The 24,988-nt window shown below is 68.5% G+C and carries 22 protein-coding genes and 1 tRNA gene; 12 read left to right on the plus strand and 11 right to left on the minus strand.

The genetic code is table 11. From position 1 onward, the window contains the following. Both NJ376_RS07130 and NJ376_RS07135 read left to right on the plus strand, forming a co-directional pair. Positions 1 to 821, plus strand: an 821-nt coding sequence (locus NJ376_RS07130; protein ID WP_252952561.1) for a tripartite tricarboxylate transporter substrate-binding protein, incomplete at its 5' end; no start/stop codon positions are given. 13 nt (positions 822 to 834) lie between these two features. Continuing rightward, positions 835 to 1,425, plus strand: a complete 591-nt coding sequence (locus tag NJ376_RS07135; protein WP_252952562.1) for an HD domain-containing protein — start codon at positions 835 to 837, stop codon at positions 1,423 to 1,425. A gap of 6 nt (positions 1,426 to 1,431) precedes the next feature. Here the strand turns inward: NJ376_RS07135 and NJ376_RS07140 are convergent, their stop codons facing one another. From NJ376_RS07140 to NJ376_RS07155, 4 genes are all read right to left on the minus strand, one after another. Next, positions 1,432 to 1,779 (minus strand): hypothetical protein, encoded by a 348-nt coding sequence (locus NJ376_RS07140; protein WP_252952563.1) that lies wholly within the window; start codon positions 1,777 to 1,779, stop codon positions 1,432 to 1,434. Positions 1,780 to 1,885: 106 nt separating this feature from the next. After that, positions 1,886 to 2,044 (minus strand): AAA family ATPase, encoded by a 159-nt coding sequence (locus tag NJ376_RS07145; RefSeq protein ID WP_252952564.1) that lies wholly within the window; start codon positions 2,042 to 2,044, stop codon positions 1,886 to 1,888. A 4-nt stretch (positions 2,045 to 2,048) separates the two neighbouring features. After that, complete coding sequence (locus NJ376_RS07150) at positions 2,049 to 4,019, minus strand: BTAD domain-containing putative transcriptional regulator (RefSeq protein ID WP_252952565.1); 1,971 nt, start codon at positions 4,017 to 4,019, stop codon at positions 2,049 to 2,051. Between the two features lie 159 nt (positions 4,020 to 4,178). Beyond that, the gene (locus NJ376_RS07155) at positions 4,179 to 4,424 is read right to left on the minus strand and encodes a hypothetical protein (RefSeq protein ID WP_252952566.1); all 246 of its coding nucleotides are present in this window, start codon (positions 4,422 to 4,424) and stop codon (positions 4,179 to 4,181) included. Between the two features lie 309 nt (positions 4,425 to 4,733). Here NJ376_RS07155 and NJ376_RS07160 point away from each other — a divergent pair, with 309 nt between their 5' ends. The 5 genes from NJ376_RS07160 (at position 4,734) to NJ376_RS07180 (ending at position 8,156) form a co-directional block, all read left to right on the plus strand. Continuing rightward, on the plus strand, positions 4,734 to 4,940 hold the full coding sequence (locus NJ376_RS07160; RefSeq protein ID WP_252952567.1) for a hypothetical protein: 207 nt from the start codon (positions 4,734 to 4,736) through the stop codon (positions 4,938 to 4,940). A gap of 70 nt (positions 4,941 to 5,010) precedes the next feature. Further along, positions 5,011 to 5,847, plus strand: coding sequence for a DUF6065 family protein (locus NJ376_RS07165; RefSeq protein ID WP_252952568.1), 837 nt, complete (start codon positions 5,011 to 5,013; stop codon positions 5,845 to 5,847). A gap of 96 nt (positions 5,848 to 5,943) precedes the next feature. Further along, on the plus strand, positions 5,944 to 6,336 hold the full coding sequence (locus NJ376_RS07170) for a hypothetical protein (protein ID WP_252952569.1): 393 nt from the start codon (positions 5,944 to 5,946) through the stop codon (positions 6,334 to 6,336). A 118-nt stretch (positions 6,337 to 6,454) separates the two neighbouring features. After that, a tRNA-Thr gene (locus NJ376_RS07175) sits at positions 6,455 to 6,529 on the plus strand. Between the two features lie 496 nt (positions 6,530 to 7,025). Further along, positions 7,026 to 8,156 (plus strand): hypothetical protein, encoded by a 1,131-nt coding sequence (locus tag NJ376_RS07180; RefSeq protein WP_252952570.1) that lies wholly within the window; start codon positions 7,026 to 7,028, stop codon positions 8,154 to 8,156. 685 nt (positions 8,157 to 8,841) lie between these two features. On the opposite strand, the gene NJ376_RS07185 is transcribed toward NJ376_RS07180, so the two are convergent. From NJ376_RS07185 to NJ376_RS07195, 3 genes are all read right to left on the minus strand, one after another. Continuing rightward, on the minus strand, positions 8,842 to 9,429 hold the full coding sequence (locus NJ376_RS07185; RefSeq protein WP_252952571.1) for a hypothetical protein: 588 nt from the start codon (positions 9,427 to 9,429) through the stop codon (positions 8,842 to 8,844). 344 nt (positions 9,430 to 9,773) lie between these two features. Next, the gene (locus NJ376_RS07190) at positions 9,774 to 10,436 is read right to left on the minus strand and encodes a recombinase family protein (RefSeq protein ID WP_252952572.1); all 663 of its coding nucleotides are present in this window, start codon (positions 10,434 to 10,436) and stop codon (positions 9,774 to 9,776) included. Positions 10,437 to 11,113: 677 nt separating this feature from the next. Next, positions 11,114 to 12,760: a DUF5906 domain-containing protein gene (locus NJ376_RS07195; protein WP_252952573.1), complete on the minus strand. Its 1,647-nt coding sequence runs from the start codon at positions 12,758 to 12,760 to the stop codon at positions 11,114 to 11,116. A 499-nt stretch (positions 12,761 to 13,259) separates the two neighbouring features. On the opposite strand from NJ376_RS07195, the gene NJ376_RS07200 reads away from it, so the two are divergent. Beyond that, positions 13,260 to 13,841: a hypothetical protein gene (locus tag NJ376_RS07200; protein WP_252952574.1), complete on the plus strand. Its 582-nt coding sequence runs from the start codon at positions 13,260 to 13,262 to the stop codon at positions 13,839 to 13,841. Continuing rightward, complete coding sequence (locus tag NJ376_RS07205) at positions 13,834 to 14,034, plus strand: hypothetical protein (RefSeq protein ID WP_252952575.1); 201 nt, start codon at positions 13,834 to 13,836, stop codon at positions 14,032 to 14,034. Before NJ376_RS07200 ends, NJ376_RS07205 begins: the two co-directional genes overlap by 8 nt. Positions 14,035 to 14,936: 902 nt before the next feature. On the opposite strand, the gene trhA is transcribed toward NJ376_RS07205, so the two are convergent. Further along, on the minus strand, positions 14,937 to 15,566 hold the full coding sequence (trhA, locus tag NJ376_RS07210) for a PAQR family membrane homeostasis protein TrhA (protein ID WP_252952576.1): 630 nt from the start codon (positions 15,564 to 15,566) through the stop codon (positions 14,937 to 14,939). A gap of 497 nt (positions 15,567 to 16,063) precedes the next feature. Between trhA and NJ376_RS07215 the strand changes: the two genes are divergently transcribed. Beyond that, positions 16,064 to 16,843 (plus strand): SDR family NAD(P)-dependent oxidoreductase, encoded by a 780-nt coding sequence (locus tag NJ376_RS07215; protein WP_252952577.1) that lies wholly within the window; start codon positions 16,064 to 16,066, stop codon positions 16,841 to 16,843. A gap of 52 nt (positions 16,844 to 16,895) precedes the next feature. Here NJ376_RS07215 and NJ376_RS07220 read toward each other — a convergent pair whose 3' ends face one another. Then, the gene (locus tag NJ376_RS07220; RefSeq protein WP_252952578.1) at positions 16,896 to 18,149 is read right to left on the minus strand and encodes a sensor histidine kinase; all 1,254 of its coding nucleotides are present in this window, start codon (positions 18,147 to 18,149) and stop codon (positions 16,896 to 16,898) included. 525 nt (positions 18,150 to 18,674) lie between these two features. Here NJ376_RS07220 and NJ376_RS07225 point away from each other — a divergent pair. Beyond that, positions 18,675 to 20,351 (plus strand): FkbM family methyltransferase, encoded by a 1,677-nt coding sequence (locus NJ376_RS07225; protein ID WP_252952579.1) that lies wholly within the window; start codon positions 18,675 to 18,677, stop codon positions 20,349 to 20,351. A gap of 94 nt (positions 20,352 to 20,445) precedes the next feature. Here NJ376_RS07225 and NJ376_RS07230 read toward each other — a convergent pair whose 3' ends face one another. After that, on the minus strand, positions 20,446 to 21,270 hold the full coding sequence (locus tag NJ376_RS07230) for an EipB family protein (protein ID WP_252952580.1): 825 nt from the start codon (positions 21,268 to 21,270) through the stop codon (positions 20,446 to 20,448). 31 nt (positions 21,271 to 21,301) lie between these two features. Next, positions 21,302 to 23,101 (minus strand): aspartate--tRNA ligase, encoded by a 1,800-nt coding sequence (gene aspS / locus NJ376_RS07235; protein WP_252952581.1) that lies wholly within the window; start codon positions 23,099 to 23,101, stop codon positions 21,302 to 21,304. 263 nt (positions 23,102 to 23,364) lie between these two features. Between aspS and rnd the strand changes: the two genes are divergently transcribed. Continuing rightward, the gene (gene rnd, locus NJ376_RS07240; RefSeq protein WP_252952582.1) at positions 23,365 to 24,561 is read left to right on the plus strand and encodes a ribonuclease D; all 1,197 of its coding nucleotides are present in this window, start codon (positions 23,365 to 23,367) and stop codon (positions 24,559 to 24,561) included. Positions 24,562 to 24,988: the final 427 nt, after the last annotated feature.

A 24,988-nucleotide genomic window follows, 5' to 3' on the forward strand; every position in this document is an offset into this window, starting at 1 on the left:
TGCTGGCCGGGCTCTCCGCCCGGCTCGGGCAGCAATTCGTGGTGGAGAACCGGCCGGGGGCCGCCGGCACCGTCGCCGCCCAGGCCGTGGCCCGCGCCCCGGCGGATGGCTACACCCTGCTCTACGATGCGACGGCGCATTCGGTGAACCCGTCGCTCTTCGGCAGCCGCCTGCCCTATGACACGCGGCGGGACCTGCTGCCGGTCTTCCTCACCATGGTCACGCCCAACACGCTGCATGCCAGCAAGGAATTCCCGGCGCGCTCGGTGCCGGAGCTGGTGGCGCTGGCGAAGGAGAAGCCTGGGCAGCTCGATTGCAGCTCCACCGGCGTCGGCACGGTGCAGCATGTCTCGCTGGAGCTGTTCAACCACCTCGCCGGCACACGCATCAACCACGTGCCCTACCGCGACATCTCCGCCGCGCGCAGCGATCTCATCTCCGGCCGGGTGCCGCTGCAATTCAGCAATGTCCCCGGCTCCGTGCCCATCTTCACCTCGAAGGAAGCGCAGGTGATGGCGCATTGCGGCCTCCAGCCGCTCAGCGTGCTGCCTGGCGTGCCGGCCATGGCGGAGACCCTGCCGGGCTTCGAGACCTATGAGTGGAACGGCCTCTTCACCCCCGCCGGCACCGATCCGGCGCTCATCGGCGTGCTCAACACCGCGCTGAACGCGGCGATCCGGGAGCCGGCGGTGACGGAGCGGCTGCTGACCCTTGGCGCCCTGACGCGACCGAACACGGTGGAGGAATTCGCCGCCTTCCGGGAACAGCAGATCAGCTTCTTCGCGGAGATGGTCCGCATGGCCGATATCCGCATCGATTGAGCAGGAGCCCCGCATGACCGAACCCTACCACATCGACACCAGCAGCAACTGGCGCCGCCAGGCGGTCGAGGACTGGCTCTTCGGCCTCGACCACCTCTCCCCCGGAATGCGGGAGAAGGTGGTGACCGCCTGGGTCAGCGCCTGGGCCTCCTCGAGCCATGAGCGGCTGGAAGACATGCCCTTCTCCCCCGGCGAGAACCCCTACCGGCTGATGGACCACGTGAACGATGTAACGCGGGCCGGGCTCGATCTCGGCGCCCGCGCTGCGGCGGATTGGAAGGTGGAATTCGACCCCGAGGTGCTGGTGCCCATCCTCATCCTGCATGATGTGGACAAGCCGCTGATCTATGGGCGAGAGGGCAATGCGGGGGTGCACGCGCAGCTCTTCCACGAGCTGCCGCATGGCGTCATCGGCGGGATGCTGCTGAAGGAGCTGGGCTTCGCGCATACCATCGTCAGCACCGTCGCGACCCATGCGACCAACGCGCCCTTCCATGGCCGCAACCTGGAAGCGCATGTGCTGCACTACGCGGATCTCTTCGCCGCCGACCACGCCTTCCGGCAGATGGGCAAGACGCCGCTCTACCTGCGGCACGGCAGGTAGCGCGGATCAGGCGCGGCGCAAGGCGAGCTCCGCCTCGAGCCGCGCCAGCGCCGCTTCCGGCGCCAGCAGCGCGGTGTCGAGCACGAGATGCGGCCCGGTCCAGGGCTCGTAGCGGCGGCCCACCACCGCCGCCCAATCCGGCAGGGCCAGGCCGGGAATCTCCGCCTGGCGCGACTCCGCCCGGCGGCGATGCTCCGCCGGGTCGCTGCACACCACCTCCACCTCCAGCAGCGCCACGCCGGCCTCGGCGGCCACGGCACGCCAGGCGGCGCGCCCCACCTCCACCGGGTTCACCGCATCCGCGACGACATCGCGCCCGAGCGCCGGATTCGCCGCCGCCATCGCCTGAGCCACGGCATAGAGCGTTTTCGGTTTACATGCGTTCACCGAAAACGCTCTACGCCTTTGTTTGCAGAGCAGATTCACGCCTTCGGGGGATGCCGTCCTACGGCGATCTGCTCTAGCCGGCGGGCCCGATCGCCTCGGCCGGCACGCCGCCCTGGATCATCGCCTGCCCGACGGCGTCGATTCGCAGCCACATCGCGCCCAGCCGCGCCGCCAAGCGGCGGGAGAGCGTCGTCTTCCCCACCCCCGGCAGCCCGCCGAACACCACCAGCACGGCGCTATTCCAGCCCGGCCTTGCGCAGCCCTGCCTCGTAATGCGCTACATCCTCCGGCCGCCGCAGCGGGGTGCGGCGCAGCGCCTTCTCCAGGGTGAAATCGGGCTCGATCGCCAGCAGCCGCGCCTTTACCTCCGCCGCCTCGGATACCAGCCCCAGATGGCCCAGCGCCGAGAGGTAGGTCTTGTAGGGGTAGCTGAGCCCCGCATGCAGCGCCGTCGCCTTCCGCCCCACCTCCACCGCTGCCTCGTGCTGGCCGAGGCAGAGCGCGGGAATCCCCCGCGCCGCATCGAAGAAGAAGGCGTGCGGGTGGCAGGGGGCGAGCTGGGCGTAGCGGTCCAGCCGCGTCAGCGCCGCCTCATGCCGGCCGAGATAGGAGAGCGCCATGCCGGAGAAGACCCAGGCCATGGCGAGGTTCGGATTCAGCGCCAGGGCCCGCTCATGCAGCGCCGCGCCTTCCTCCAGCCGGTGGTGCAGGAAGGCGCGGACATGGCCGGAGATGGTCAGCGCCTGGGCGTCCAGCGGGTCCAGCGCAATGGCGCGCTGCGCCAGCCGCTCCGCCTCCGCCATGGAGTGGGCCTCATCCACCGCCCAGCCCTGGCCGACCAGGAAGAGGTGCCAATAGGCGTGCCAGGCATGGGCCGGGGCGTAGTCGGGCTCCAGCGCCTCTGCCTGGCGCAGCCAGTCGGCCGCCCGCAGGAAGCCGTCGCGGTCCAGCCGGTGGATCGCCGGAATGGCCCGCAGCAGCAGGTCGTAGGCGGAGGCATTAACGCTGCCGCGGGCAATTGCCCTGCTGGCCTCGATGAGCAGGATCTCGGGGTCGATCCGCGCCACCACCTCGGCCGCCACCTCGTCCTGCAGCGCCAGGATGTCGCGGGCCTCCCGGTCGAAGCGGCCGGTCCAGACCAGGCCGGCGGCCTCCCGCAGATCGGTCAGGCGAAGGGAGACGCGCACCCGGTCCCCGGCCCGCTGCACCGTGCCGGCCAGCAGGAAGTCCAGCCCCATGGTCCGCGCCGCCGCCTCCTCCCCCCGCTCCCCCGCTGCGCTGGCAAGGGAGGCGCTGTCCACCAGGAAGATCCAGCGGAAGCGCGCAAGCGCAGCGGTGATCTCCTCCGCCAGGCCGATGGAGAGGTGCTCCTCCACCTCCCCGATGACGCGCAGCGGCGGCACGCCGAGCCGGGCACCGCGCAGCGCGCCACGCGCCGTCGGCGGTGCGGGCGGCGGCGGGGCGGCGGCGAGGATCGGCACCACGCCCTCTGCCCGCAGCGCCACGGCCAGCGCCTCCGTCTCGGCGGAGGGCGTGGTGCCGAAGCGCTCGGCCAGCAGGGCGCGGCAATTCTCATAGGCGGCCAGCGCCGCGCCGCGGTCGCCCCGGCTGCCCTCGGCGCGGATGAGCGCCCGCCAGGCGCCCTCATTCACCGGATCGAAGCCCAGGAGGCGGCGGGCGGCGCCGGCGGCGGCGGCCGGTCCCTCCGCCCGTTCCAGCAACAGCGCCGCCTGGGCCAGCGCGGCCTCGCGCAGCCGCCGGCGCTGCTCCGCCAGCCAGGCATCGAAGGCAGGGTCCAGCCCGTCGAGATCGGCCAGCAGCTCCCCGGTCAGCAGGTCCAGCGCCTCCGGCCGCGCCGGGCCGCTGCGGGCGGCCTCCAGCGCATCCACCCAGACCGGGCCGGCGCGCAGCATCACCGCTTCCCGGGTCGGGACCAGCAGCGGCACGCCGACCGGCGCCAGCGATTCCTGCAATTCGTGCAGCGCCTGGCGTAGGGAGCCGCGCTGCTGCTCCGCCCCGCGGCGGGACCACAGCAGCTCCGCCAGGCGCTGCCGGGTGACGGGCGTGCCGAGGGCGAGGCCGAGCACGGCCAGCAGCGCCCGCGCCTTTCGGGTGCGCGGCAGCACCTGCACGCTGGCAAGGCTCCAGGCTTCCATGCGGCCGATCAGCACCAGCCGCAGGCAGGGACCCGCGGCAGCAGCGTCCATGGCAGGCGGGACGGGGGGCAGAGCAGCATCGGCGCGCGAGGTCGTGGCGAGGGACACACCCATGACAGGGAAGTTAGACCATGTGGCGCGCCCGTCACTCCGGTAAATCATCACACCGGAACGACGCGGCAGGCAGGCCGGCGCCGGCGGTGCCTCGACTCAGCTTGTCCCGGGCCTTCCCGGCGCCCCGGCTGCCAGATCCGGGTCGAGGGCCAGCACCGCCTCACGCAGCTCATGCTCCGCCCGGCCAAGGTCGAAGAGCAGGAAGTCGCGCTCGATCGCCTCGGCGAGGGAGGTCTCCTCGCACGACTCCACCGCCAGCGCCGCGGCGCGGGCGCGATAGGCGACGAAACGCCGCGCCGCTTCGAAGACGCGGCGGAGCTCGGTTTGGGGCAGGTCCGGCATGGCGATGCTGGTCTCGGTCGCTGGGCGGGCTTCGGGAGGAAGGCCAGCGGAGGGATAGCGCGCCCGCCAGCACGGCTGGCGTGAGTTCCCCGTGGCAGGCGTGAATCCGGCGTGAAAACAATCGGATGGCGGCCGGACTTCGGGCGACATGGGATTTTCTTCCCTGTCATGGCCCCATTCCGGCAAGAAAATGCTTCAAAAGAGGAAAATGTTCTTGCGGACTCCGCAATGTTCCGACATTGTTGCTTCAGCGGCGAGCTGAGCGAACGCCGCGGAACACACCCCCAGCGCTCGAACGGAGAGAACACCATGCGCCCCATCCTCCCCGCCCATATCGCCGACGCTGGCCTCGTCCGTTTCGGGGCCGGCATGCGGCGTTCCGCCCGCCCGGCCCTGCCGCCGGTGGCGGCTGGCCAGGTGCGCTTCGGTGCCGGCATGCGGCGCGGCACCCCGGCGGCGGCGGCGGTCGCCGATGCGGGCCGGGTCCGGCTCGGCGCCGGCATGCGCCGCGGCTGAGCCGCGGGGCGGGCGGCCTCCCCCCGCCGCCCGCCCTTCCCGCTCCGAGGATCCGAGGAAGATCGTCCCAATGACCACCGCCACCGCCCCCTCCCCTGGCATCGTCACCTTCTACCGCCTGATCGACGGCACCCGCGCCCCGGAACGGGCGGATCGCAGCGGCCTCGGCAGCCTGCCGACTCGCGCCCTCCGCTACTGCGACGCGGTGACCCAGGCCGCGGGCTTCGGCTGGCATGTCTATCCGGCGATGGATTTCAGCCTGCTCTGGGACGGCGCGCAGATCTGGTGGCATTGCGAAGGGCTGGAGGAGTGGTCGCCGCTCGGCGCCGCGCAGTTCCCGCATTTCGCGCAGCGGTTCGATCAGGCGGCGCCGGCGGCGGTGCGCGGCTATTCGCCCCCCTTCCTGACCGCGCTGCAGGAGCCGGGCGTGGTGCAGATGTGGACCGGCCTCGCCGCCCGCACCGCCCCGGGCTGGAGCCTGCTGGTGCGTCCCATGGCCAATCTGCCGCGCCACCCGGGCTACGAACCCTATGAGGGCATCGTCGAATGCGACCGCTGGTTCGGTCCGCTCTTCACCAATCTTCGCCTGACCCGGACGGACACGCCGATCCGGTTCCATGCCAATGAGCCGGTGCTGCAGGTGCAGCCCATCCCGCAGGTGGCCTATGCGGATGCCGTGCTGAACAACAGCGGGCTGGTCGAGGAGCTGGGCGCCTTCAGCGCCGCCGACTGGGCCGATTACCAGCGCGACATCGTGGCGCCGAACCAGGACCCGGCGCACCAGCAGGGCCGCTACGCGGCGGAAGGCCGCAAGCGCCGCCGCGCCGGGCTCTGCCCGCACATGGCGGCGGCGATGGCGGCTGCCCAGGCGGCGGGCCAGGCCCTGGCCGGCCAGCCGGCGGCGTAGCGCCCCGGCCCACCATCCCGGCCCGCGGCCCCCCCGCTGCGACGCCAGTGCCCTGAGCGGCCCGGCAGGCCGCCCCCGAAGGATCCGGAGACCCCCATGACCCCCACCGCTTTCGCGGCGCCGGGCGCGCGCCCGGCTGCCCTCTCGTCCGCCGGCCGGGCCCGTGCCGCAGCCCTGCTGGCTCTGCTGCTGGCCGGCGCCACCCTGCCCGGCTGCGCCAGCACGGAGGCCGAGCATGCCAGCCAGGTGGCGGCGATGCGCGCCGCCGCCACCTTCGCCGAGGCGGCAGCGACCGCCTATCTGACGCGCGGCGGCAACGACCTGGCGCAGCAGGCCGCCATCGCCGCCGGCACCAGGGTGCTGGAGGCGGCCCTGGCGGCCTGGGCCGCGGCCCCGGCGGATGACGCCAAGGCCCAGGCGATGCAGACCGCGCTGACGACGCTGACCGCGGCCCTGGCGGAGGCCGGGGTAATGCTGGCTGGGCAATAAGCCCGGCCGCCCCCGGGCGGGGGACTGGGGAAACGGCAGGCCCGGCGTCTCATGCGCAGACCCGGGGTTGCGCTTCCCGCGCCGGAAAGCTAGGAACCGCCGGCCCGCCGATCGGCATGCTGCCGTAGCTCAGTGGTAGAGCACTCCCTTGGTAAGGGAGAGGTCGAGAGTTCAATCCTCTCTGGCAGCACCATTCTAAGCTTCTGAATTTGGCGCTTTAGCCTGCAGGTCGTTGACCTCGCGGGCTTTTTCGTCACACAATGACTCACACATCAGACTACACATGCGAGGGCGTGATGGGGGCCAAGCGGGCCGCAAGCGGTAATGGAGGCTGGCCACCTTACGTTGGCCCCATCGGCGCAGCGAAGACGCTTACCTACAAGCGTCGCTGGCCGACCGAGGCGCGGAAGCGGCACCCCAACCTAGGCGAGTTTTTCCAGCGGTCCCTGAAGACCACCGACGCACGGACCGCCTGGGACCGTTACAGCGGGGTCGATCAGGAGTTTCAGCGCCTATGCAACGAATACTCCACAGCAACGCCCAGGGAGCAGCAAGAGGCTTGGCTTGCGGCTCTCACCGACCAGGAACGTGCTGAGGTGGTTGCTTACGTAAGACGTAGGCTGCAGTTACCGGCGGCTCAACCTACTGATCCGCACGACGCACTAGATCGGCTCATCGCGGACCTGGAGTTGACGGCGAAATATCTCGCTGGTCATCAAGGAGTGCCGGTTCAACTCCGAAATCCCCACAGCGATTCCATCCGCCAGAATCTTACCCAGCGAATGGCAAACTTCGCTGCCGATCTTCGGGCCCTTAAGTTTCCGTGGGACAGCTTAGGAGGCACGCTTGATTCCCTTGAGGGTGCGAAGCCACTGACGGCCGAGAAGCTGATGGAAGCTTGGGTGACGGAGGCCCGACCTGCCGCAGCGACGCAGAAGAAGTACGGCGGGGCGCTGCGGCGGATCACCCAATTCCTCGGCTTTGACGACTTTAGGCGGATCACGGTGGAGGACGTGGTCCGCTTCAAACGCGCGCGTCTCGATGCGGGGATCAGTGCCGGCACAGTGGCAGACGATGTTGGGGGAGCCGGTGCAGTGTGTGCTTGGGCAGTGACAAACCGCCTCTTGCCTTCAAATCCCTTCGCCGGCCTTGCGCCCCGCGCCACACGCCAAGGTTTAGACTCACGAGAGCCCTTCGATGATGCCGACGCGGCAAAGCTCCTGACGGCGGCCCGACAGGAAACTGGCTGGCTTCGCTGGCTACCATGGCTCCTGGCGTTTACCGGGGCACGCATCAGCGAACTTGTTGAGCTGAGACGCGGCGATGTCCGGCAGATTGATGGCACATGGGTGCTGGACATACGGCCTACAGCAACTCGGCAAGGGAAGAACGAGACGTTCCAACGAAAGCTTCCTCTGCACCCTGCCGTCATCAGCGAGGGGTTCTTAATCTACCTGGCTTCGCTCCCGAGTGATCCACAGGGCCCGCTCTTCCCTTCGATCCCAGTCGACCCTTCGGGATCGCGGGTTAGCCCGGCCACCACCCGACATGGCGAGTGGGTGCGTGACAAGGTCGGCATCACTGATCCACGAAAGGCACCGGCGCATTCGTGGCGGCACCGGATGGAAGACGAACTGCGGAAGGCAATGGTGCCGGACGAGGTGGTAGACGCCATCACCGGCCGCCATAATCCGAGGAATGCTGGGGCGCGATATGGTAAGGGCTACCGTATGATGCCGGCGGCGGTACTGAAGGAACTAGAGAAAGTGCCGTCTCCGGTGTCGACGAAGCCGAATTCAACCGCCTCTGCAGCGAGCTAAGCGCGGCAAGGTGAACTTTCCGTAGCACTTGCGAGGTAGTCTTACCTAACGGACAATGACTTGTCGGACCGACGAACGGCTTGCAATAGCAGGATTACCGCGCGATTCCGAACCGCCTGTTGCACCGTTCCAATGCTATACCGCCAATACCCCACGCACCCTCCCCCATTTCAGCAGCGAGAGTCTTGCGAACTTCGCGTTGGCAGGCACTGTGTCGGATCACTTCAGTGTCGGATAGCGAGTCGTAGCTCCTGCCGCTCTCCCCCGCTGTTGGTGGCACGAAGGGGCGAAGGTCAGGGCGAGGGCGTCCGTACTCGTCGCAATGTCCGCTCAAGTTCCGGTCTGCTACTTCTTTAGGGATTCCAGATGACCGGTAAAGTTCCCGCAGCTGGGGGACTACATTGGTCAGACAGTATGAGTACCGTTGCCTGTCGTTCTGTGACATGGCGGCGAAATTCTCTCGCTCCTTTATAGTTCGTGGTGATTCTGCAGCCCTGGGAGGCGACGTGAGTATATCGTCAATTTGGCTGATCACCGCGAAGAGGCTGCAGAGTGTGATCATCATCGCCAGGGCGATTGCTGCACGCAGCATGATTCTCTCCAAAAGGTCAGCCGCACTAATTGGCTGGACCATCTGCAACGTCAGGTCGTTCTATACAGGCATCAGAACGAGACGGGAAAGGGTTCAAAGACGTTCGAGCACGCTTGCACGCCAAGCAGCAGTGCGTAGGGCGTCGTGGCCTGCGGGGATGGGCTTCGGAGGCGCCGAGATCGCGGCCTGGACGGGTGCGGCGATTGCCGGCGTGGATGCCGGCGCGTCGTCCTCGTCTTCGTCGGCAGCTTCGCCAGCGAGGGAGGCGTTGTAGGCGGCGCGGAGGATGTGCGGGTGATTTGCACCGCTGAAGCCGGGGTCGTTGTAGCACGATGCTACAACGCTCCAGTTATCCGCGAGCCACATGGCGTCGGCGCGATCCCGCCGGTGCATGTCCCCGAACCCATGCTGCGCGCACCACCGCGAGAACGCGATGTTGGCGGGGTGGAGCCTGCGGCCGACGAGGAGGGCTTTACCTACGAGGTGCCAGTCGTCGCGGAGCATTTTGGAGGTGGTCTTGATCCGCTCCCAGGCTTCGGTGCCTGCGAGGCCCTGCCTAAAGTACTTTATGGCTTCGCCAGCGAGGGCGGCGTTGTAGGCGAGTCGGATGTGGGTGGGATGGCAGAGGCCGTCGTTGTGAACGGCGTTCACAACGGCACCCCAGTTCTCTGCGAGCCACATCGCATCCGCACGGCACGGATAAAGTACTTTAGGCCGGTGCGCCCGGGTATGCGGAGGCTGGGGGAGATGCTTCGTGCAGCTCCGCCCAGCCTGTCTTAGTGGGTCGACTTAGTGGGATGCCTTCGTTTGTGGGAGCTGGTGGAGCAGTGCCTCACGAACTCTCGGAACTCAGACTACACGTTTCCATGAGCGTTGAAAGAGGTATTTCGATGTATGGCCTCGGCGTCGCTCCCGCGAGCGGGAAACCCGTCGCGCGCGTTTCCGGGTAGACGGGCTAATGCCTGGGCAACGAGTTGGCTGAGTCAATACGTCGGGGACAGACGCGCACCAGCTCCGTCCTCCCCTCAGATCGCCTCTTTCAGCACCCGGTGCAGCGCGTCCAGCGACAGCTTGCGCCCATGCTGCACCTCGACCGCTTGCCGCACCGCGCGTAGCGTTGCACCGCCGGCCCGCAGGTCGCGTGCATGGGCGATGATCGCCTGTTCGGCAGCGTCCTCGACCAGCTCACCATCGTCCCCAACCCGAAAGCCGAACGGAACCTTGCCGCCCAGGTAGCGCCCACGCTGCCGCTGGTCGCGCTTAGTCTGCGTCACGCGTTCCCGAATGCGGGCGCGTTCTGCTTCTGCGAAGGCAGCAGCGATGGTGAGGAACAAGCGCGACATGCCGTTGCCCGACACGTCGCCGCCAAGGTCAAGCAGATGCAGTGACACGCGGCGACGCTGCAGCTCCTCCACCATTTGCAAAGCGTCGAGAGCGGAGCGGAACACGCGATCCAGCTTCGCAGCCACGATCACGTCGCCGGCCTTGGCAGCGGCAAGCATCGCAGCTCCTTCCGGGCGCTCCGCCAGCGGCACCGCCCCCGACACGCCTTCCTCACGGAAGACTTTGTCGAGCTGCCACCCGTGTTGCATGGCGTAGCCTTCGAGCTGGCGCCACTGCACGTCGAGGCTCTCGCCATCCTCCGCCTGCCGGCCTGTCGAAACGCGTACATAGCCCCAGACGGCCATGACAACTCTGTTCGCTTGTTCGGTTGATCCTTATCGCTGACCAGATGTCGGTTTGCAATAGCAAGCGAACAGGCAATGCCAGACACAGTGGCCTAGCGCATTGAATTGGGGAGCGGGCATGGAAAAGCCGCCTTGCCAGCGTTCCAGCGTTAGAGGCGCCAACGTTCCCGCAGTGACCAGGCGGGCGCCCCAACGCAATCTGCAATGCTGGCGGCGGCGGAGCATTGAAAGGGGGCAGTGGGGACCCAAAGCCGGGGGTACTCAGTTTGCGGTGAGGGGGACAGGTGGCGTGCCTCTTGTGCGGCACAGCTGGCGAGGGGAGGCTTACCAGCGGAGGAGGGGGAGGGAGGCTGTTACCTTGCTACCCGGCTGTTACCCAAAACCCTAGGAAACTCTAGGGAAGTAACAAGGTAACAAGGTAACAAACAAAATAAGTTATATCCCTAGAACCGACCGCACCTCTCTCCGCTCTCGTAGGTACCGCCCTCTCCTCCACTCCGTTTTGCCGTCCTGGCAACTTCGAAAAACCGCTGTTACCGTGTTACCTTGCTACAACCCAGGACTTTCCTAGGGTTTTTGGTAACAGGAGGGGTAACGGGTAACAAGGAACTCGTGCCCCCAACGCAGAAAGGGGAGGCTTTCGCCTCCCCTCTTGGTAGCCTCCCAGCTCGCGCGGCCTACTGAAGGTCGTCTACGTCAATCTTCAGCCGCTCCGCGACCTCCTCCCTGAACTGGGCCAGAGGCGGGATATCGTACCGCCGCTGATTGGTGCCCTTGATCTTCTTCTGCTTGGGCCACCGGGCGAACACCTCGTCCATCGCGGCCTGGAACTTCTGACGGTTGGCGTCGTACCGAGACCCACTCTTGGCGATGTAGTCCTCGTAGCGCCGGTACAGCTTCTCCTTGAACTCGGTAGCCAGCGGGAACCGGAGATCCTCGTCCTCCTCGCTTTCGGGGAACAGTTCGTGGCTGCCCTCGATCAGGGTATCGATGAAGAACTGCTTCGGGGCGTTGAACGATTGGAGACGCTGCTTTCCCAACTCCCAGGTGTCAGGCGGATTGCGCAGCAGCGCCTCATCAATCGGCCAGCTCATCAGCTCCTTCGCCCAGGCTTCCCGCCCGCCGCAGTCCATCTCATCGATGATGTCCTTGAAGTAGCCGTAGTCGCCCTTGTGATCGGCGCAGACGTCAGTGACGAACCAGCGCCTCGCGTCGGCTCCCGCTGGGACAATCCAGCTCTCATTCGAGCACATCAGGAAGCGGGTGAAGTTCGGCAGCTCGAAGATATCAACGCCCTTCATCTCCACCGGCATGCGCTCACCGGTGACGAGCTGCTTCAGCTTGTTGAAATCCTTTGAGCCAGCGAACAGCGCTTCCTCGACCTGACAGAACAGGGCGTGGCTGAGGTGCGAGTTGAAGTTGCCCAGAATCTGCCGCTCCGAGCTGGCGAGAACCGCGTAGCGCTCACCGATCAGCTTGGCGAACTGCTCGCCCACCAGGCTCTTCCCGACGCCTTCCTCACCGCGAAGGATGATCACCGAGCCCGTCTTCCGACCTGGATTCCGCAGAATGTCCGCGAACCACGACATGACGAAGTTGAAGCGCTCATCGTCACACTGGCAGACCGCGTCATACAGATGGTCGCGGAAGCGCGGGTAGTAGGTGGCTTCCTCGACCTTGAAGCGGAAGCCTGTGAAGATGTTGTACTGCACCACCTCAGGGACGTAGGGCGTGTGCATCTCGGTAGGTGGAGCGAAGGTAACGCCTTCAGAGAAGTTCTGACGCTTCGGAAACTTGAGCCACAGGTCGCCCAGCGTCATTTCGCGGTGGGTTTTGACGAATTCCTTGTTGTAGACCGGGTAGCACTGATTCAGCGTCATCGCCTTGCAGGTTTCCAAGGGTACCGCATCGAACCTCTTTGCGTGGAGATCGATCACGCGGTGCTTCCCGCCGACCAGCGCAAGTGCATAGCGGTCGGTATGGTAGACGAGGGACTGCGCCACCTTGCTGAGGAAATAGTGCCCCCCGCTTTTATCGAGGGGGCAGCCGAGTTTGGTTTCTGCGAATTCGTAAGCCCACTTGTGCTTCAGCTCCTCCGGGGCCTCGCACCAGTATTGGTAGTGACGGGTCTCGTCCGGCTTCGGGGTAGTAGCTGGAGTGGTAGAGGTCTTGTCGCCCTCGATCTTGGGCGTCTTGGAAATTTTAGTCATATCTCTAGTTCTAGTGAGAGGCGACAGCGTAGGCCGGCTGTCGAGAGAAGTGCCGATGTAATGGATCGGCGAATAAGCGTCCTTGCGCGCCTTGGCATCAAGTGACGGCTCCATTATACGGTCGTCAATGGGGCTATGGAACACCCATAGACAAAAAATCTCTTGTCTGCAAACGACCGCAAACACGTCAATATTTTACATCAACCGAGTGATGTATGCTAGTACTTGTTTGTTCTTGCCTGCGTGTGCGATTGGTTGTATAATATTTCCCATGACCCCCACTGAACTTAACTCTGCTATCGCCAATGGCGATGCCATTTGTATCAAGGACGCCTCCGTCCGCCTCGCCATTGGATACTGGGCGCTCCGCCGCCGCCTCCTCCGCGAGGAAATCCCTACCTTCCGCCTCCGCGGTCGCCGTTATGTCGCGGTGTCCGATCTATCGAACCCTGGTCTACGGGTTCCTTGAGCCAAAAAAGAAGGGGAGACCGATTTATCGATCTCCCCTGAAGTATGGCCTAGGCTGACTACCACAGTCGGTAGTTTGCTCTCTCACGTAGAACCCCAATATTATAGGGGGTTCTTGCGCCCCTTGGCAATGAATGATTTAGACTTGTCCACTGTTACTTCAGAATCCCTCCGCACTCGACTGCGCGAACTCGAAGCTGCCGCTGATCGCGCCGCCTCCGCTGTCATCGAAGCGCAGACCAGCCATGACGCCGCGATCCGCGCCGCTGTCCTGTCCGGTGACCTCGATGCGCCGGCCAAGACCGAAGCCATCCTCGCCGCAACCCGCGCCTCACACGCCCGCACCGTCGCGACGGTCGAGCAGGCAAAACGTCAGCTCGCTGACGCCGAAGCCGCCGAAAAGGCTGAACTGCAAGCGGCAGCACGCGCCGAGATCGAGACCGAGCTTGCCGACATGCTCCAGATCGCCACCGACATCGACTCCGAATTCACCGGCCTGGTGGCGCGGGTGATGCAGCTCCGCGCCCGTGAGATCGAAGCGCGCCGCAAGATCCGACCGCTCTTTGGGGAGGTCGTCGGCGGGCCCGAATTCTTCAACGGGCTCCGCTCGCTCGCAACCTACCTCCGTGCCACTGCGGATGGTCTCCAGCCCGATGCGCCGGCCTCCATCTCCAAGGCAGCTTCCGTAGGCGCCCACTACATTCGCCGGGCCACCAGCCATGCGTGAGATCCGTGAAATCATGCCAAACGGACGCACGATGCGCGGCTGGACGAACGGAGACGATACCGAGCTGGAGATTGGCACCGTGGCTCATGCCATGCCTGACGGATCGACCATGTACGAGACGGTCATTCGCCTCGTGGCTCCGCTTGAGCCGGTCCCCGGCACTGAGCAGGACGCCCAGCCGAATGACGAGTGACCACCTCACCCCGCCCGTCAGGAGCGCTCTTCGGAGCGCTCTGAGCGGTGGGATCGCCACTCCGTTCGGTCCTGCCTCCAAGCCGCCGGAGCCTACCGAGCTACCCGAAGCGAGGCCCGAGGACGACACCGATGGTGAGTGACTTCGTGCTCCCTGACGACGACGGTAGGCCCCCGCTGCGTCGGCGTAAGAAGACGGAGGAGGCGCCCACCCCGCTCCCCTCCCCTGTCATCGCCATCTCGCAAGAGTCAGCGCCTCCGTCGCCCGCACCGGAGCCAGAGCTACCTAGCTGGGCGCGGTATAAGCTCCCGACGCGAGCGCCCCGGCACCTGGGCGAGGTCCGCTGGTGAGCGATGACACCCTCGAACAGGCGCAGCGAGACCTGGCTCTCGTGCAGCACCAGCTCGCTGCCGTTGGAGTGATCCTAGCCGCCACGGCCTTCGCCATCTCTGACGAGCTGCGGACCAAGGTGAAGGCTGCGAAGGCAGCCAGACGCGCTCAGAAGCGCGCCAGGAAGGCCGCACAGAGCCGGTAAGCCTCACCGAGGAAGCCTGACCAGCCACATCCCCGAGGCCACCGGAAGGCTCCAAGGCACACACGCCTTGGAGCCTTTCGCTTGCGTTTGCGACACACGAAACGGCACACATATCGGCACACATTTCCCGGCGCAGCGCATTTTATATCGCTGGAATTTCAGAGTCTTATTGGAAATTTCCCAGAGATATGAGATTTCAATCCTCTCTGGCAGCACCACCTTTTCCGTCGCCTCCCCCCGCACCTACCGTTTGCGCCGACACACCAAGGTACTTGGCGCCCAGGCCACGGCGTCGGGTCTCAGCCGGCTCCGGCCGTCGCAGCCGGCCCGAAGCGGGAGCGGCGAACCGCCCCGCATCCGCGCCACCTCAGCACGTGGCAAGCTGCAGGATCACCGCGTAGTGGCAGGCCGCCGCTACCACGACCAGCGCATGCCAGGCAGCGGTGCCATAGGGCAACCATGGCGAGACATGCACCAGCACGCCAAGGCTGTAGAGCAGGCCGCCGCCACCCAGCAGCCCCAATTGCAGGGGCGGCAGCGCCTCGAGCAGCACCGGCATCGCCATCAACCCCACCCAGCCAAGCGAGAGGTAGGCGGCGATCAAGGCCCGCTCATACCGCCCCGGCGCAAGGAGCTTGATGGCCGCGCCCGCCAGGGCGCCGCTCCAGACGACCGCGAGCAGGACGGCCCCCCAGGTGCCGCCGATCGCCAGCCGGGCGACGGGCGTGTAGGTGCCGCCGATCAACAGGAAGATCGCCGCATGGTCGAGACGGCGCAGCAGGGCCTTGCCGGGACGGTCGCGCGCCAGGTTGTAGGCCGCGGAGCAGGCGAAGCTGGCCAGCAGGCCCAGGAGGTAGGGCAGCAGGGCGAGAAGGGTCCCAAGCGGCAGCGCGGATGGCAGGGCGAGGAGCAGCGGAATCCCCGCCAGCACGGCGCCGAGGCCGACCGCATGGACGGCCGCATCCGCAAGGTGTTCAGCCGGGGTTTCGGCACGCATGGCGGTGGGGATCGCTCCTCCACGGGCTGATGGCTGGACAGTAAGACCAGGCGAGAGAACGCCGCAACGCCCGGCGCCAAGCCTGGCCCCGCCGCCGGGGCCGGCACGCCCTTCCGTCGCTCGAGCCGCGCACCGGCAGCACCATGGACGCGCCGCGCGATCCTCCGTCGGGCGGCCTCCCGGCCATGCCGCGCGACGGGCGGGCCGGCGCGGCATCGGTCCGCCCGCTGTCCCGCTCTCCCGCTCGGCCACCCGGTACGGCGAGGCGCGCAACGACCCAGGGGCGGCGGCGCAGCCCGCGGAACCGGCGTCCCGCCGCCCTGTTTGCGAGCAGGAAACAGCGGAACGCCACGGATGGACGCCGCTGGCCTCGCATGCCGATGGGCGGCCAAGCCGGCGCGCGGCTCGTGCACCTGCCATTGCCCGGGACCGTCCACGCCACGCCACACGGGGCCGCGTCCCGCCGGCCACCGGCAGCCACAAGGAAGGAAGACGCCATGACAGGGAAGCTCGACGGTCGGATCGCTATCGTCACCGGGTCCGATTCCGGCATCGGCCAAGCCACCGCCGTGGCTTTCGCCAGGGAAGGCGCGGATGTCGTGGTCACCTATTTCCGTGACCGGGACGGGTCGGAGGAGACCCGCCGGCAGGTGGAGTCGGCCGGGCGCCGCGCCCTCCTCCTCCCGCTCGACCAGCGCGACCCGGCGCAGGTCGCCCGGCTCTTCGAGGCGACGGAGCGGGAGCTCGGCACGCCCTTCATCCTGGTGAACAATGCCGGGAAGGATTCGACCGGCACCCAGGTGGCCGACCTGCCGGACGAGGCCTGGGACGACATCATCCGCAGCAACCTCCACGGCCCCTTCTATTGCTGCCGGCAGTTCATCCGGGCGCGCCGGGCCGCTGGCGGCCAGGGCAAGATCATCAACGTCACCTCGGTGCATGAGGAGATCCCGCGCGCCGGCTCGGCCGCCTACAACGCCTCGAAGGGCGGGCTGCGCAACCTGACGCGCACCCTGGCGCTGGAGCTCGCGCCGGACCGCATCAACGTGAACAACATCGCCCCGGGCATGATCCTGACGCCGATGAACCAGGCGGCGCTGGATGACCCGAAGCTGCAGGCGGCGCAGGTGCAGAACATCCCCCTCCGCCGCGCCGGGGAACCGTGGGAGATCGCCAGGCTCGCGGTCTATCTCGCCTCGTCCGATGCGGACTACGCCACCGGCCAGAGCTTCACCCTCGATGGCGGGCTGGTGATGAACCAGGGCCAGGGCGCCTGACCGCTGCCCTGCCCGTCCCCGGCGGGGAGGAGGGCGCGACGCGGCCGGACCATTACTCCTCCTTCCTCAGCCGCACGCCGGGGCCGTCGCCGGTCTCCCGCAGGAACTCCACCCCCTCCATCTCCAGCGCCCGGCGCAGATACCGCAGATCCTCCTGCCGCAGCGGCCGCCGCCCGGCCTCGAATTCGAGGAACACCGCGAGCGGCGCGCCGATGGTCGCGGCCCCTTCCATCTCCGACCACCGCAGCAGCATGCGGGCGGCCCGGAACTGCGCCGGAGAGGGGATCCAGGCCGTCGACTCCGCCCCGGCCTCCTGCCTGGCGCTGCCCCGAGCGGCGGCATCGAAGAAGCAGAAGGCGGCGCGCAGCCCCTCGGGCGGGAAGGCAATCCGTACCTCGGCCCCGGGCCCCAGATCATGCACCAGCGCCCGCTCCAGCAGCCGGCTGCCGAAGCCGCGCCGGGATGGCGGCCGCTCGATGGCGGGGCCACCGGTCTCGATCCACTCCACCAGGATCCGGCCATCGGGCTGCGGGCCCCCGCACCGCACCACCACCTGGCCGCCCTCGCTCGAGAGCGCCCCGTACTTCATGGCGTTGGTCGCCAGCTCATGCAGCGCGAGCACCATCATCTGCGCCTGCTGCGGCCGCAGCGCCACGGTGCCGGGCCGCCCCTCCAGCCGGATGCGGCCGCAGCCGGCACTGGTCCAGGGGCGCAGGGCAGCCTCCGCGACGGCGATGAAGTCCGCCCCCTCCCATGCATTGTGCGTCAGCAGCCCATGCGCCGCCGCCAGCGCGCGCAGCCGGGCCAGCAGGGCGGGGCCGAATTGCGCGGCGTCGCCGGCGGCGCTGCGCACCGTCTGCTCGGCGATCGCCTGGACGGTGGCGAGGGTGTTCTTCACGCGGTGGTTCAGCTCCGCCACCACCAGGTCGCGCTCCTCCAGCGTCCGCTTCAGGTCGGTGACGTCGATGCCGGTGCCCAGATAGCCGGCGAAGTCGCCGCCGACATGGCAGGGGCCACCATGGTCGCGGATCCAGCGATAGACCCCGTCATGCCGCAGCAGGCGGTAGTCCATGGTGAATTCCCGCCGCGCGTCGAACGCCTCGTCATAGGTCTTCAGGGATCGCGCGACATCCTCCGGATGCACCCGTTCCGCCCAGCCGAAGCCGATCTCCTGCTCCAGGCTCCTTCCGGTGAAGGCGAGCCAAGGTGCGCTGACATGGTCGCGGGCCTTCGTCCGGTCCGCCCACCACACCATGACCGGCGCGTTGTCGACCAGCAGCCGAAGCTGCGCTTCACCCTCAGCCATGGCAGCCTCTCAGGTCGGCGCGACCGCGGCGCGTAGGTGGCGCGGCCCGGGGCCGCCGGCCGTCCCGCCGGGGGATGCTGCCCTGGCGGCGTTCCGGGCGGCCCGGATCGCGGCTGGGGGTGGCGGCCAGGCTCCTCCCCCCGCTTCTGCCAAGTAATGGCGGCAAGTGGCATTGTGAGTCGGCCGGGCCGGTGATCGCACGCCGAATTGATCCACCCTTCGGGCCACGTCCCCGGCGGCGTTCACGCCGCCCCTGCGGCCGTCCGGCGGCGTCACGGGCCTTCGGCGCGGCCCGCCCGGGCGGCGCGGATCTCGGCCAAGGTTTAGGGACAATGGCGCCTGCCTCGCGCCTCCGCCCCTCGGTGCCCCTCCTGCGCGTGCCAAGTCCTGCCGCCCCCGTCGCCCTGCCACCGAAGGCCGCGCAAGCCCCCGAAGCGATCGAATCCGGCCCACCAAGCCGCCCAGCGGCCTTGTGGGGAACTCCTTAACCCCTCCGGTGCAAGCCTGCCTGGCCAGCAGGGCAGGATGACCGAAATGCAGGACGCGCCGGAGTCAGGGCCGAGGGCGGGGGCGGCGCGCCCGCCGCGCCTGGCCATGCTCGAACTCCGCGGGCTGGAGCATTTCCTGCCCGATCTCGCCGCCGGCCTCGCCGCCTCCGGCCAAGTGGAGGTCCGGCGCTTCCCGGTTTCCGGCCCCGCCGACCTCGCCGCCGCCCTGCGCTGGACAGACCAGCCTTCGCGCGACGCGATCTGGTTCGAATTCTGCTGGCCTCCCTTCCCGGAGCTGCTGGCCCGCACCGAGTTCGGCGGCCGCCGCGTGTTCATGCGGGTCCACCGCATCGAGGCCTACGAGACCCCCCATGTCGCCCGTACCCCCTGGGCCGCCGTCACCGACTGCATTCTGGTCAGCGAGGACATGGCGCGACTGGTGCGGGAGGCGGTGCCGGGGATCGAGGCCACCACCCGCCTGCATGTCCTGCACAACGGCGTGGACACCCGCCGCTTCGCCCCGGTGGAGGGAAGCCGGGATCCCTTTCGCCTCGGCTGGTGCGGCAACATGATCGCCCGCAAGAACCCCACCCTGGCACTGGAGATCCTGGCCCGGCTGCGGCAGGAGGATCCGCGCTGGCGCCTGCACATCGTCGCCGGCGGCGGGGACCGCATGGTGGCGGATGCGGTGGTGCATCTGGTGCCCCGCATGGGCCTCGCCGGCGCCGTGCAGTTCGACGGCGCGGTGCCGGCAGCAGCGATGCCCGACTGGCATGCGCGGAACGCCCTGCTGCTCTCCACCAGCCTGCATGAAAGCTTCGGCTACGCCATCGCCGAGGCCGCCGCCGCCGGCTGCGACCTCGCGGTGCTGGAGCATCGCGGCGCCGCGGAATTCTGGCCGGAGGAGGTGCGCTTCGCCACGGTGGCGGAGGCCGTCGCGCGCATCCGCGCCGCCCGCCCGGGGCGGTGGCGGGACCATGTGGCGCGGCGCTTTTCGCTGGAACGCCAGGTGGCGCAGCTGCTGGCGCTGCTGGCCGAGCGGGCGGCACCGCGCCTCCCGCCCCTCGCGCCGCTGGCCCATGGCGAGTGGCGCGGCGTGCTGCCGCTGACGGATGCGCGGGACCACATCCAGCGCAGCGTCCTCGCCACCGGCCGCTTCTACGAGGCGCCGATGCTGGAGGACCTCCGCACCCGCCTGCCGGAAGGCGCGCTCTTCGTCGATGTCGGCGCCAATATCGGCAATCACGGCCTCTTCGCCGCGGGCGTCTGCGGCGCCCGGGTGCTGGCCTTCGAGCCCTCCCCCGCCCTGGCCGAGCATTGCGCCGAAACCTTCGCGGCGAACGGGCTGGCGGCGCGGCTGGAGCTGCGCCGCCAGGGCCTCGGCGCCGCGCCAGGGTGGGCGACGCTCCACCCCGGGCCGGAGGGGAATGCCGGGATGACGGCGCTGGACACCAGCCGCCCCGGCGACATCGAGGTGGTACGGCTGGACGATGTGCTGAGCGAACGCCCCGCCGTGCTGAAGGTGGACGTGGAGGGGATGGAATGCGCCGTGCTGGACGGCGCAAAGGAGGTGCTGCGACGCCACCGCCCGGCGCTCTATGTGGAGACCGGGACGGAGGACTCCTTCGCCGCGGTCGCCGCCCTGCTGCGGCCCCTGGGCTACGCGCCGCAGCGGCGCTTCAACGCAACGCCGACCTGGCTCTTCCTGGCCTGAACGCTGGGTCGAGAGGGGCTTTGCCTCTCTCGAGCTCACCCCACCAAAGGCCGAAAGGCCTTTGGAAACCGGGAGTTTGACAGGCCGACCCTGATCAGCAGGGGTTGGGAAGCATCGACAGCTCCTGCAGCTTCCCATCCACGGTGAAGTCGCCGAACTCCATCTTCAGCTCATCCGCCACGCCATTGGCGTAGTAGCGCAGCCCCACCTCGTAGTCCGGCGCGCTGGCGCCGCCGCCATTGCTGCCCTGGGCCGGGTTGCGGTCGAAGAAGGCCACCCGCATCCGCGCGCTGCCGAGCTGCGCCAGCTCCGGGAAGCGTCCGGCCTGCGGCGCCTGCCAGGCGGAGATCACGGTCGTGCTGTCCTGCGCCCCATCGGCGCTGGTGCCGTCGAACAGCGGCACCACCAGCAGCCTGGTATTGGCCCGCGCCGCGGCCAGGGCGCGGATGGTATGCAGCATCGGCAGCAGCGTGCCGCGCGGCAGCGTCTCCTCCTTCGCCTCCGGGGCGGTGTAGCGCACCCGCCCGCCCTCCGGCGTCACCTCCGCCTCCCCGGCGATGCGCTGGGAGACGGCGCCCTGGCTGGTCTGGGTCAGGGTGAAGCGCAGCGTCCGCCCGTCCTTCGTCTCGAAGGTCGAGTAGTCCGAGGTGGTCTCCACCTCCTGCCCGTCCCGATCGGTCAGGCGGAGCTGGAAACGCTGGCGGGTGGCCCAGCCATCGCAGGAATCCACCACCTCGTACAGCATGGCGCCCTCGGCCCGGGCGATGTCGGAATTCTCCCGCACCCGGTCCAGGCTGAGGCGATAGGCGGCACGATGGCCCACCATCGCCTCCGCCCCCGGCTCCGCCGCGAACCCGGCGGGGGCGGCGGCAATCAGGGCGGTGAGGGCGGCGGCGATCAGGCGGCGGCGCAACGGCATGCCGGGGAATCCTTCAGAGGATTCGTCCTATTTAGGACGCCTTCGGCGAAGCTGCACCCTTTGCCGGCGGCATGACGGTGCGGATGTGCAGCTCCTTCAGCCGCGGCTCCTCCACGGCGGAGGGCGAGCCCATCATCAGCTCCTCCCCCTGCTGGTTCATGGGGAAAAGGTTCACCTCCCGCAGGTTCGGCTCCTCCGCCAGCAGCATGACGATGCGGTCGATGCCCGCCGCCATGCCGCCGTGGGGCGGGGCGCCGTAGCGGAAGGCGTTCAGCATGCCGCCGAACCGCTCCTCCACCGCTTCCGGCGGATAGCCGGCGATGCCGAAGGCCTTCACCATGATCTCCGCCTTGTGGTTGCGGATGGCGCCGGAGGCCATTTCGTAGCCGTTGCAGACCACGTCGTACTGGAAGGCCGGGATGGTCAGCGGGTCCTTGGTCTCCAGCGCCGCCATCTCGCCCTGCGGCATGGAGAAGGGGTTGTGGCTGAAATCGATCTGGCCGGTTTCCTCGTTCAACTCGTAGAATGGGAAGTCGGTGATCCAGCAGAAGCGGAAGCCGGCCTTCGCGGACAGGCCGAGATCGGTGCCGAGCTTGAGCCGCGCCTGGCCGGCGAGCTTCGCCGCATCGGCCTCCTTGCCGGCGGCGAAGAACACCGCATCGCCGGGCTTCAGGCCGCAAGCCTCGCGGATCGCCTCTGCGCGCGCCGCTTCCAGGTTCCGCGCGATCGGCCCCTTCGGCCCCTCGGCGTCGAAGGTGATGTAGCCGAGGCCGCCGGCGCCCTGCTCCCGCGCCCACTCGTTCATCTTGTCGAAGAAGCTGCGCGGATTGCCCGCCGCGCCCGGCGCCGGGATCGCCCGCACCACCCCGCCCGAGGCGGCGATCTTGGCGAACAGCCCGAAGCCGGAGCCGGCGAATTGCGCGGTGACGTCGGCGATCACCAGCGGGTTGCGGAGGTCGGGCTTGTCCGTGCCGTATTTCAGCATCGCTTCGGCATAGGGGATGCGGATCCAGGGCCCGGCATCCACCGCGCGGCCCTCGGCGAAGCGCTCGAAGGTGCCGCGCAGGACGGGCTCCATGGTGGTGAACACGTCCTCCTGGGTGACGAAGCTCATCTCCACGTCGAGCTGATAGAACATCAGCGTGCGGTCGGCGCGGCCGGCCTCGTCGCGGAAGCAGGGGGCGATCTGGAAGTAGCGGTCGAAGCCCGCCACCATCGTCAGCTGCTTGTATTGCTGCGGCGCCTGCGGCAGGGCGTAGAATTTGCCGGGATGCAGCCGCGCCGGCACCAGGAAGTCCCGCGCCCCCTCGGGCGAGGAGACGGTCAGGATCGGCGTCTGGAACTCGTTGAAGCCGGCGGCGATCATCCGCTCCCGGATGTCCTGGATGATCTGGGCGCGGAGGATCATGTTCCGCTGCAGCCGCTCCCGCCGCAGGTCGAGGAAGCGGTAGCGCAGCCGCAGCTCCTCCGGCGCCTCCTGCTCCCCGGCGATCTGGAAGGGCAGCACCTCGGCCGCGGATTGCAGCACCAGCTCCCGCACCCTGAGCTCCACCTCGCCGGTCGGCAGCTTCGGGTTCACCGTGCCGGGCTCGCGGTGCACCACCTCCCCGGTCACGGTGATGACGCTTTCGGTGCGCAGCCGGTCGGCCGCCTCGAAGACCGGGGAGCCCTGGGCCACCACGCATTGCGTCAGGCCGTAATGGTCCCGCAGGTCGAGGAAGAGCAGCCCGCCATGGTCCCGCTTGCGATGCACCCAGCCGGAGAGGCGGACGGTCTGGCCCGCATCGGAGGCGCGGAGGGCGCCGCAGCTATGGGTGCGGTAGGCGTGCATGGGAGTGGCTTCCATAGAGATAAGTCGGCGGGGAATGGCATGCCGGGGGGCCGAGGTGTCAACCCTCGGCGCCGCTTTGGCCCCTCCGTGGCGGTTTGTCAGCCCCCGGCGGCCCGGCTGGCAAACCCTGCCGAGGTCCGGGGAGGGGCGCCCTCCCCGACGCGACTGGCGGCATAGCCGCAAGGGGGCGGGGCCCCCGGCCCTGCCCTCGGAGCTTACCCCCCGCTTTCCCACCGGCCCCGCAAGGTCTAGAAGGCCGAGATATGAGTCGTCGCCAGCCCGGCGCGCCGGAGGATTCGACCTCCGTCCCCGCCCTGATCACCACCACCGACGCCCTGGCCGCGCTCTGCGACCGGCTCCGCCGGGAACCCTTCGTTACCGTCGATACGGAATTCATGCGGGAGCGGACCTATTGGCCCGAGCTCTGCCTGGTCCAGCTCGCCGGCCAGTCGGAAGTGGCGCTGGTGGATGCGCTGGCGGAGGGGTTGGACCTCGCCCCGCTCGGCGCCCTGCTGGCCGACCCGAATGTGGTGAAGGTGTTCCACGCCGCCCGCCAGGACGTGGAGATCTTCCTGCTGAAATTCGACGCCGTCCCGACCCCGCTCTTCGACACCCAGGTGGCCGCCATGGTGGCCGGCTTCGGCGACCAGGTGAGCTATGACCAGCTCTGCCGCTCCCTCGCCGGGGTGCAGATCGACAAGGCGCACCGGTTCAGCGATTGGTCGGCGCGGCCCCTCTCCCCCTCCCAGCTCCTCTATGCCGCCGGGGACGTCACCCATCTCCGCCGCATCTATGTGGCGCTGCGGGACCGGCTGGTGCGGGAGGGCAGGCTGGACTGGGTCGGCGAGGAGATGGCGGCGCTGCACGATCCCAACACCTACCGCACGGATCCCGAGCGGGCCTGGGAACGCCTCCGCCCCCGCACCACGAACCGCCGCTTCCTCGGCCTGCTGCGCGCCGCCGCGGCCTGGCGGGAGCGGGAGGCGCAGCGCATCAACATTCCCCGCCAGCGCCTGGTGAAGGACGAGACGCTGCTGGAAGTGGCCGCCACCGGCCCGGAGACCGTGGCGGAGCTGGCCCGCGCCCGCGGCATCTCGGAAGGCTTCGCCAAGGGCCGCAGCGGCACCGGGCTGCTCGCCGCCATCAAGGCCGCCAAGGGCCTGCCGGACAGCGAATTGCCGGAGGCGCCGAAGGACCGCGCCGGCCCCCCCGCCTCCCCCGCCCTGGTCGCCCTGCTGAAAGTGCTGCTGGCGGCGAAGAGCGAGGAGCATCACGTGGCGCCGAAGCTGCTCGCCAGCAGCGAGGATCTCGACCGGCTGGCGGCCGAGGCGGAGCCCGACCTCCCGGTGCTGCATGGCTGGCGCCGGCAGGTCTTCGGGGAAGCGGCGCTGGCGCTGAAGGGGGGCCGGCTCGCCCTCGGCGTCGAGGGGCGGCGGGTGAAGCTGATCGCGGCAGGCTGACCCCGGCCCGCAGCCTTCCGGCGTCCTGCACGAGAGGCGAGCCATGGGGCGGCCGTGCGGCCGTCAGGGCGCCACGCAGCCTCGGAGATGGACCGTTCGGCGGAACGTTAAGCCCTCCCGGTCACATTGCGGCGCCCCGTAGCCGTGAGAGGTCGCCTCGTCCGTCGCCGCTGCCGCCCCCCCGGAACGAGTCCTCGCCTTAGAGCAGATCGCCGCAGGCCGGCATCGCCCGAAGGCGTGAATCTGCTCCGCAAACAAATGCTCTAGGCGCTGTTAGGGAGATCGATTGGGTTTGGCTCGTTGTCTTGGGATGGCGATCCTGAGCGACGGTGAGTGGGCGCGGCTGAAGGCGGCGCTGGATGTGGCGTGGTCTGGGGCCGGGCGGCCTCTGGCTGAGGAGCGGCGGACGGTGGAGGCGGTGATCTGG

The organism is Siccirubricoccus soli (assembly GCF_024178315.1).
GTDB classification, from domain to species: domain Bacteria; phylum Pseudomonadota; class Alphaproteobacteria; order Acetobacterales; family Acetobacteraceae; genus Siccirubricoccus; species Siccirubricoccus soli.